The 8584-nt window shown below is 72.6% G+C and carries 10 protein-coding genes and 2 pseudogenes; 8 read left to right on the top strand and 4 right to left on the bottom strand.

What is annotated here, in order from left to right; translation table 11 throughout:
• The coding region (locus AB0I76_RS16840; RefSeq protein WP_357035745.1) for an AIR synthase related protein at window positions 1-438 on the bottom strand (438 nt) is incomplete at its 3' end.
• A 96-nt stretch (window positions 439-534) separates the two neighbouring features.
• Here AB0I76_RS16840 and AB0I76_RS16835 point away from each other — a divergent pair.
• Window positions 535-768 (top strand): Lrp/AsnC ligand binding domain-containing protein, encoded by a 234-nt coding sequence (locus AB0I76_RS16835; protein ID WP_155333652.1) that lies wholly within the window; start codon window positions 535-537, stop codon window positions 766-768.
• Between the two features lie 24 nt (window positions 769-792).
• The gene (locus tag AB0I76_RS16830) at window positions 793-1410 is read left to right on the top strand and encodes a DUF3515 family protein (protein WP_357035740.1); all 618 of its coding nucleotides are present in this window, start codon (window positions 793-795) and stop codon (window positions 1408-1410) included.
• 108 nt (window positions 1411-1518) lie between these two features.
• Here the strand turns inward: AB0I76_RS16830 and AB0I76_RS16825 are convergent, their stop codons facing one another.
• Window positions 1519-2625, bottom strand: a complete 1107-nt coding sequence (locus tag AB0I76_RS16825; protein ID WP_357035737.1) for a D-alanine--D-alanine ligase family protein — start codon at window positions 2623-2625, stop codon at window positions 1519-1521.
• Between the two features lie 195 nt (window positions 2626-2820).
• On the opposite strand from AB0I76_RS16825, the gene AB0I76_RS16820 reads away from it, so the two are divergent.
• Entirely contained in the window at window positions 2821-4098 is a 1278-nt protein-coding gene (locus AB0I76_RS16820) for an ATP-binding protein (protein ID WP_357035734.1), read from the top strand.
• Between the two features lie 58 nt (window positions 4099-4156).
• Here the strand turns inward: AB0I76_RS16820 and AB0I76_RS16815 are convergent, their stop codons facing one another.
• Complete coding sequence (locus AB0I76_RS16815) at window positions 4157-4423, bottom strand: hypothetical protein (protein WP_357035731.1); 267 nt, start codon at window positions 4421-4423, stop codon at window positions 4157-4159.
• A gap of 229 nt (window positions 4424-4652) precedes the next feature.
• Between AB0I76_RS16815 and AB0I76_RS16810 the strand changes: the two genes are divergently transcribed.
• Both AB0I76_RS16810 and AB0I76_RS16805 read left to right on the top strand, forming a co-directional pair.
• Entirely contained in the window at window positions 4653-5498 is an 846-nt protein-coding gene (locus AB0I76_RS16810) for a helix-turn-helix transcriptional regulator (RefSeq protein WP_357035728.1), read from the top strand.
• Between the two features lie 4 nt (window positions 5499-5502).
• Window positions 5503-5697: pseudogene (locus AB0I76_RS16805) on the top strand (DUF397 domain-containing protein); the annotation flags it as partial.
• 45 nt (window positions 5698-5742) lie between these two features.
• On the opposite strand, the pseudogene AB0I76_RS16800 reads toward AB0I76_RS16805, so the two are convergent.
• Window positions 5743-6342 (bottom strand): annotated as a pseudogene (locus AB0I76_RS16800) (serine/threonine-protein kinase); the annotation flags it as partial.
• 183 nt (window positions 6343-6525) lie between these two features.
• On the opposite strand from AB0I76_RS16800, the gene AB0I76_RS16795 reads away from it, so the two are divergent.
• From AB0I76_RS16795 to AB0I76_RS16785, 3 genes are all read left to right on the top strand, one after another.
• Entirely contained in the window at window positions 6526-7152 is a 627-nt protein-coding gene (locus tag AB0I76_RS16795) for a hypothetical protein (protein ID WP_357035748.1), read from the top strand.
• 103 nt (window positions 7153-7255) lie between these two features.
• The gene (locus AB0I76_RS16790) at window positions 7256-7597 is read left to right on the top strand and encodes a PadR family transcriptional regulator (RefSeq protein ID WP_357035725.1); all 342 of its coding nucleotides are present in this window, start codon (window positions 7256-7258) and stop codon (window positions 7595-7597) included.
• Complete coding sequence (locus AB0I76_RS16785; RefSeq protein WP_357035722.1) at window positions 7594-8544, top strand: hypothetical protein; 951 nt, start codon at window positions 7594-7596, stop codon at window positions 8542-8544. Before AB0I76_RS16790 ends, AB0I76_RS16785 begins: the two co-directional genes overlap by 4 nt.
• Window positions 8545-8584: the final 40 nt, after the last annotated feature.

Below are 8584 nucleotides of genomic sequence, written 5' to 3'. Positions count from 1 at the left end.
GTCGCCCAGCGCGGTCACCGCGACGGTCAGGGTCGGGCTGGCGGACATGTCCCCGCCCACCACGCTCGCGCCGACCGTGGCCGCCTCGGCCGCCAGCCCGTCGGCGAGTTCCTCGGCCCAGCCGGTGTCCAGGTCCGGCGGCATGCAGAGGGCGACCAGCAGCGCCGTCGGCTGCGCACCCATCGCCGCCACGTCGGCGAGGTTCGCGGCCGCCGCCCGGTGGCCGACGTCACCCGCCGACGACCAGTCCCGCCGGAAGTGCCGTCCCTCCACCAGCACGTCGGTCGAGGCGACCACCCGTGCGTCCGGTGCGGCCACCACCGCCCCGTCGTCGCCCGGACCGAGCAGAACGGTCGATCCGTACGACAACCGGGCGGTCACCCGGTCGATCAGGCCGAACTCCCCGACCCTGGCGACATCCACGCCGCGCTCGCTCACCGCTTCTCCTCGACCACCGATAGGGATCAGACCTGGTCCGTAAGGTACTTTCTCCCTTCGGGCCGCCCCACGGCGGCGACGGACGGAGGTCTTGTCGTGGTTCAGGCGTACATCCTCATCCAGACAGAGGTCGGCCGGGCACGTGACGTGGCCGGCGAGATCGCGGACATTCCCGGCGTGGTCCGCGTCGACGCCGTCACCGGGCCGTACGACGTGGTCGTGCTCACCGAGGCGAACACGGTCGACGAGCTCGGCAAACTCATCGTCAGCAAGGTGCAGATGGTGCCCGGCATCACGCGCACCCTCACGTGTTCGGTGGTGCGCCTGTAAGTGGACAAGATCACTGACTCCCCCGTGACCGAGAACGATCGGGCCGCTGCCGGCCCGGAAGCGCCGGAACGACCGGCCCCGGACCCCACGACCCGCCGCGCCGCGCTGATCGCGACGGCGGTCGCCCTGCCGATCACGCTGCTGGTGGCGTTCCTCGCGCTGACCGCACTCGCGCCGGACGAGCCGGCCGCCGACCCCAGCCCCAGCGCGTCGGCCCCCCGGGCGCAGTCCACCGCCCCGGTGGAGATGGCGGCCCCGGCGCTGGCCGAACGCCCCGCCATCGTCTGCCGGGCCCTGCTCTCCCAGCTCCCGGACACCGTGCGGGACCTGCCGCAGCGCCCGGTCACCGCCGGCCCGGAACAGAACGCCGCGTACGGCGACCCGGCACTGACCCTCTCCTGCGGGGGTGCCGAGCCGACCGTCGGCCCGACCGACGACGTGTGGACCGTCAACAAGGTCTGCTGGTACGCCACCGAGGAGCCCGACGCGACGGTGCTCACCACCGTCGACCGGGAGACGGCCGTCTCCGTCCGGGTGCCGCGCACCTACGAACAGCCGTTGCAGTGGGTCTCCGGCATCTCGGACACCATCGTCGCCTCGGTCCCCTCCGCCGACCCGATCCCCTCCGGCTGCAAGGGCTGACCCGCACCCGGGCGGTGCGGGCGACAGTTTCGGGGAAGATGCGCACTCCGCTTGGGCGGAGGGGACATCTTCCCCGAAGTTGTGCGGATCAACGGCACGCGCCGCGCGTCAGTGCAGGCCGGTGCCGCGGTGCAGGGCAGTGCGGATGAGGCGGTTGACCAGCTTCGGGTACTCCAGGCCGCTCGCCGCCCACATGCGGGGGAACATCGAACTCGGCGTGAAGCCGGGCATCGTGTTGATCTCGTTGAGGTAGACGTCCAGCTCCGGGGTCACGAAGAAGTCGACCCGGGCCAGGCCGGCGCAGTCCAGGGCGGTGAAGGCCCGCACCGCGTACTCCTGGACCTGGCGGGTCACCCGGTCCGGCAGGCCGGCCGGGATGTCGTACTCGCAGGCGGACTCCGAGTCGATGTACTTCGCCTCGAAGTCGTAGAAGTCGTAGTCGCCGACCACCCGAACCTCGGCGAGCACCGACGCCTCGGGCGCCCCGCCGGCCTCGCCCTCCAGCACGCCGCACTCGATCTCGCGCCCCACGACCGCACCCTCGACGAGCACCTTCGGGTCGATCTGCCGCGCGGTGGCGACCGCCTCGTCGAGGTCGGCCCAGTCGCTGACCTTGGTGATGCCGAACGACGAGCCGGCCCGGGAGGGCTTGACGAAGACGGGCAGGCCGAGGCGCTGCTTGTCCTCCTCGCTCAGCGTCATCCCGTTGCGCAGCACCGCGTACGGGCCGACCGGGATCCCCTCGGCGGCGCAGAGCTTCTTGGTGAACTCCTTGTCCATCGCGGCGGCCGACGCGAACACGTTCGCCCCGACGTACGGGATGCCGGCCATCTCCAGCATGCCCTGGATGGTGCCGTCCTCGCCGTACGCGCCGTGCAGCACGGGGAAGACCACGTCGACGTCGGCGAGCGCGCGGGGCCCCTCGGTCGGGTCGAGCACCATCAGGCCGTTGCCGGTGGGGTCGGCGCGCAGCACGATGTCGGTGCCGGACGTGGCGGTGATCTCCGGGAGACGGCGGTCCTGGATCGCCAGCTGGCCCGGTTCGCCGCTGGTCAGCACCCACTGGCCGGCCCGGGTGATGCCCACCGGCACCACCTCGAACTCGTCGGGGTCCAGCGCGCCGAGCACGCTGCCGGCGCTGACGCACGAGATGCCGTGCTCCGGGCTGCGGCCGCCGAAGACGATCGCCACGCGGGTCCTGCCTGGGGTGGTCACTGGGTCACCTCTCGTACGCGAGTCTCTCGCTCGTACGCGCTCACCCGGTTGACCTTACTGTGCGTGGCCAGCGTCGGCGGCCGATACCCGGGCACACAAGCGGCAGCCCGGCAACCGGTCAACGAACGGTATACGGTGCGTCACGGGCGTCGCGGGTCACCGGGGCGCGGGGAGGGCTATTACGCTGCTCGTCCTATGAGCCCCGATCCTCTCATCGCCTCGCTGACGGCGGCCCTCGACAGCCGCCCGGACGACCTGCCGCTCCGTCTCCACCTCGCCACGCTGCTGCTGGACGCGGGCCGGCCCTCCGAGGCGATCGCCCAGATCGGGCAGGCACTCGCCCGGGACCCGGGCAGCGACGCGGCGCAGGCGCTCATGCAGCGGGCTCTGGGCGGTGGGACCGTACCGCCGGCTGCGACGCCGCCCCCGGCGGACCCGAGGCCGCCCGCGCAGCGACCGGGGCCCGCCGGTCCGACCGCGACCGCCGGGCCGGATCCGCTCGCCGCCTACGAGCAGGAACTGGCCGATGTCGTGCCGCCGCGCTTCGCCCGCGCGGGCGACGAGCAGGAGCCGGTGACCGGCGAGGGCGACCGGGTGTACGACGTGGAGGTCTCCGGGATACGACTGGCCGACGTGGGCGGCATGGCGGCGGTCAAGGAGCGGCTGGAGCTGGCCTTCCTCGGCCCGCTGCGCAACCCGGAGCTGCGCCGGATGTACGGCAAGAGCCTGCGCGGCGGCCTGATGCTCTACGGCCCGCCGGGCTGCGGCAAGACGTTCCTGGCCCGGGCGGTGGCCGGCGAGATGGGCGCGAAGTTCATCTCGCTGTCCATCGTGGACGTGCTGGACATGTGGATGGGCAACTCGGAGCGCAACCTGCACGAGCTGTTCGAGGCGGCCCGCCGCAACGCACCCTGCGTGCTCTTCCTCGACGAGGTCGACGCGCTCGGTCACAAGCGCTCGCAGGTCGGCTCCAGCTCGATGCGGACGCTCGGCAACCAGCTGCTGGCCGAGCTGGACGGCATGGAGGGCAGCAACGAGGGCGTCTTCGTGCTGGCGGCGACCAACACCCCGTGGGACGTGGACCCGGCGCTGCGCCGCCCCGGGCGCCTCGACCGGGTGGTGCTGGTGCTGCCGCCGGACGCCGAGGCCCGTGGCTCGATCCTCGAGTACCACCTGCGGGAGCGGCCGATCGCCAACATCGACCTGCGGAAGGTCGTCGCCGCGACCGAGGACTACTCCGGCGCGGACCTGGCCCACCTGTGCGAGACGGCGGCCGAGTTCGCGATGGCCGACTCGGTCCGCACCGGCGAGGTGCGGATGATCGAGCAGCGGGACCTGGAGCGGGCGCTGAAGGAGGTGCGGCCGTCCACCCGTCCGTGGATGGCGACCGCCCGCAACGTGGCCATGTTCGCCAACGAGGGTGGCGTCTACGACGACCTGGTGGCGTACCTGAAGCGGCGCAAGCTGCTCTGAGGCGGACCGGGAGGCCCCCGGCGAGGTCATCGGGCCACGCCGTCGCCGGGGGCCGGTCTCATCCGGTGCGTCGCCGGCCGATGGCGATCACCTTCACCCGCTGCCGCCCGGCCCGCACCATGCCGAGGGCCATGAACGCGCCGGCGATCCGGTCGGCGGCCTCGCGACTGCTCGCGCCGACGACCTGACGCCGGCGTTCCGGTGTGGTGCGCTCGTCACGCCCGCCGCCGTCGCTCGTGCGGACGTCCGTGAGCACCACCAGGAACCGCGTGAGCGTCGAGCCGCCGCCCGCCCGGTCGGTGCGGTGCTGCTGACCAGTACGCACGTCGAGTCCCTTCCGGCTGGCGCCCAACGGGCGAGGCACGCGGTGATCGGGTACGGGGGAGAAACCCGATCACCGCGCGCCCCATCCCCTCCGGTCTCCCACCACCACCGTCGCCACGACAACCGGCGGTGAGGACGCCATGACAGATTGGCATCATCACACCCGTGAATGCAACTCTCATCGACGTTCTCTCATGTACACGTTCCCGGAAACATGCAACCATCGATGCATGGCTCCGAAGACCGCCCGGGCCCGCCGGCTCGGCATCGCCCTGCGCGCCCACCGGGAGGCCGCCGGCCTCACCCTGGAGGCCGCCGCGGACGAGATCAACAGCACCCGCAGCACCCTGTCCCGCTACGAGAACGCGCAGACTTTGGTCAACCCGGCGACCGTGCGCGCCCTGCTCACCCTCTACGGGGTCGGCGGCGACGAGGTCGCGGCGGCGGTGCAACTCGCCAAGGACGCGCGTAAGCCCGGCTGGTGGGTGTCGTACTCGTACCTGCTCGACCGCCGCACCATCGACTTCATCGCGCTGGAGGCCGAGGCGACCGGGATCGCCAACTTCGAGCCGTCCGTGGTGCCCGGGCTCCTCCAGACCGCCGACTACGTCCGGGGCGTGATGCGCGGCGGCCCGCACACCCTCGGCGACGACCAGGTCGAGCAGCGGGTCCAGCTACGGCTGGACCGGCAGCAGCGGCTCACCGGGGACGACCCGCCCATCCTCGACGCGATCCTCGACGAGGCCGCGCTGCTCCGGCCGGTGGGTGACCGCTCGGTGATGCAGGGCCAGTTGCGCCACCTGCTCAAGGTGGGTGAGCTGCCGAACATCACCGTGCAGGTCATCCCCCTGTCCGCCGGCTACCACCGGGGCACCCGGGGTTCGCTGCACATCCTGGAGTTCGCCGACCCGGAGGACCCGATCATCGCCTCCGTGGAGACCGTTGCCGGCCAGATGGTCCTCGACCGGCCGGGCGACCTGCGTACCTGCACCAAGATCATGGAGCACCTGCGGACCGTGGCGCTGAGCCCGGCGGACAGCCGGGACCAGCTCCTCCAACTGCTGAAGGGACGGTAGACAGATGACCACGACGACGGGCGCGGAACCGGCGCGGGCCGACTGGCGCAAGAGCAGTCACAGCGGGGACGAGGGAGCGTGCGTGGAGGTGGCCCGGCTGCCGCGGACCGTCGGGGTCCGCGACTCCAAGGACGCGGCCGGCCCCGTCCTGCTCTTCCCACCGGACGCCTGGGCGGCGTTCGCCGCCGCACCTCCCCGGGCCTGGACCGCGCGGGTGAGCGGTGTCGCCGAGCAGCCGAAGGCCGAGCCGGCCCAGCCCGAACACGTCCGCCCGGGTGTCCACGACCGCCAGCGGGTCGTCCTGCTCGGGGGCCATGTAGCCGGGTGTCCCCGCCCGGGCGGTCAGCCCGGACGCGGCGGCGAGCGCCTTGGCCAGCCCGAGATCGGCGACGAGGACCTGCTCCCCCTCCGGGCCGGATCGGAAGAGGATGTTGCCGGGGGTGAGGTCGCGGTGCACCACGCCGTGCCGGTGCAGCACCGCGACCCCGGCGGCGATCTCGTCGAGCAGCGCCACGGCGGACTCCACCGGCAGCGGACCGTGCGCCAGCCGGTCCCGCAGGCTGCCGCCGTCCGCCCAGGCCAGTACGGAGTACGGACGGCCGTCGGCCAACTCGCCCACCGCGTGCACCCGGATCAGCCGCTCGTGCTCCAGCCGCCGCAGCAGCCGGGCCTCGTCGAGGAACCTCTCCCGGACCCGCAGGTCGTGACTCCAGTTCTCGGCCAGCACCTTGATCGCCACCCGGGCGTCGAGGACCGGGTCGTACGCGAGCCAGACGGTGGCGAACGAGCCCGCCCCGAGCAGCCGCTCCACGCGGTAGGAGCCGATCAGCGCCGGTGCGGTCATCGCATCACCTCCGGATCGGCGGCGTCCCGGCCGGCGTCCCCGCTCGACGGTAACCGTCCCGCCACGTGGCGGCACTCCCCCGGTCCGGGTCGTCGGCCCGGATCGGTCGGGAACCCGACGAACCGGAACCGCCGCGCCGGAGACCAACAGGACAGGAGAACCACACACCAGAGGAGACCCGTCATGAACCGTCTCTCGTCCACCGTCCTCACCGGCGTCCTGGCCCTCACCGCCGTCCTTCCGGTGACCGTCGCCTCCCCGGCCGTCGCCAGCGTCAGGGGCGCCGCCGTCACGGCCACCCCGGCGGAGTTCCCCGCCACCCGGATCACCGCGCCGGTCACCGGCCGGGCCGCCGACCAGCACGCCCACCCGGAGGTCCTGAGCGTCCGTGGCGCCGGCCCGTTCCGGATCGGCGCCCGGCTGGACCGGCTCTCGGCGGCCGGCCTGATCGGCTGGGTCGCGCCCGGTTGCACCGGCGTGGTCCACGCCGGCGTCACCGGGGACTGGGCCGGGGTGATCCTGCTGGCCTTCCGAAACGGCCGGCTGGTGGAGGTCGGCACGGCCACCGTGCCGCCCCGCTCCCCCGCCGGGGCGTCCGTCGGCATGTCCTTCGACCAACTGGAGGAGATCTACGGTCCGCGCGGCTCACTGATCTGGAACGACGCCGGCGACGAGTCGGCGTACCTGGTCCGGTTCGGCAGCCGGGTGGAGCTGTTCACCGGTCACCCGATCCGGTCCGGTGTCGGCTACTTCCAGGTCGGGCCGGCGTCCTTCGTGGAGCGCACCTTCCGGCAGGGCCGCTCCTGCTGACGCGCGGGCGGGAGGTGCGCTCCACCTCCCGCCCACATTGTTGGTCCCGCCACGATGATGTAGCGCTAGACAATGGTGTGTGGCGCACAGTATCGTGTGACGCATGGTCAGCGACGACATCCTTCGGACACACCTCCAGGAGCTGCGTCGGGGCACGGTCGTGGTGGCGAGCCTCGTCGCCCTCCGCCGCCCCGACTACGGCTACGCCCTGTTGCAACGCCTGACCGACCACGGCTTCCCGGTGGACGCCAACACCCTCTACCCGCTGCTGCGCCGCCTGGAGGACCAGGGGCTGCTGACCAGCGAGTGGAACACCGAGGAGAGCCGACCGCGCAAGTTCTACCGGACCAGCGCGGAGGGCGCGTCGCTGCTCGACCGGCTCCTCGCCGACCTGTCCGCCGTCCAGACCTCCGTGACCGGCCTCATCGAAGGAGTGGAGCGATGACCTCCCTGACCGACCGTTACGTCGCCGCGACCCTGCGCTCCGTGCCGGCGCAGCGCCGCGACGAGATCGCCACCGAGCTGCGCGCCTCGATCGAGGACATGGTCGAGGGCCGCTCCACCGACGGCCGGCACACCACCACCACCGCCGAGCGTGAGGTGCTCACCGAGCTGGGCGACCCGGCGCAGCTCGCCGCCCGCTACACCGACCGCCGGTTGCAGCTCATCGGCCCGACCTACTACCTGGTGTGGGAGCGGCTGCTCAAGCTGCTGCTCTCCTTCGTCCCCGGCACCGTCGGCACGGTCGTCGGGGTGGTCGAGGCCACCGCCGGCGGCAACCCCGGCGGGGCGATCGGCGTGGGCATCTCGACCGCGTTGACCGTGGCCGTCCACGTCGCGTTCTGGGTCACCCTGGTCTTCGCCGTCGCCGAACGGGTCAACCCCGCGCTGCGACTGCCGGCCTGGAACGTGGACCAGTTGCCGGACGAGCCGGTCGAGCGGGACGTCACCCTGGCCGACGCCTGCGCCTCGATCGTCGCGCTCGCACTGACCCTCGGGTTCCTGGTCTGGCAGCACTTCCAGACGCTGATCCCGGCCGGCGGGGACCGGCTGCCGATCCTCGACCCGGCACTGTGGACGTCCTGGCTGCCGGTCCTGCTCGCGGTCCTCGCCGCCAGCATGGGGCTGGAGTTCGCGAAGTACCGGGCCCGCCGCTGGACCTGGCGCCTGGTCGTCGTCAACGCCGTGCTGGATCTGGCCTTCGCGCTGCCGGTCATCGGGCTGCTGCTCACCGACCGGCTGCTCAACCCGGAATTCGTCCAGCGCTTCGAGTGGCTGCGCGACGGCGGCAACCTGGACACCGTCGCCGGCGGCATCGTGGTCGGGGTCGCCGCCGTGACGATCTGGGACCTGATCGACAGCGTGGTCAAGGCCCGTCGCGCCGCACGCTGACCGCGTACCGCCGCGGCCCGGCACCACGGGGGTGCCGGGC

The sequence above is a fragment of the Micromonospora sp. NPDC049799 genome (genome assembly GCF_040656655.1).
GTDB lineage: Bacteria > Actinomycetota > Actinomycetes > Mycobacteriales > Micromonosporaceae > Micromonospora.
The sequence above is the reverse complement of the archived record's forward strand: the minus strand, read 5'-3'. Positions and strand labels throughout refer to the sequence as shown.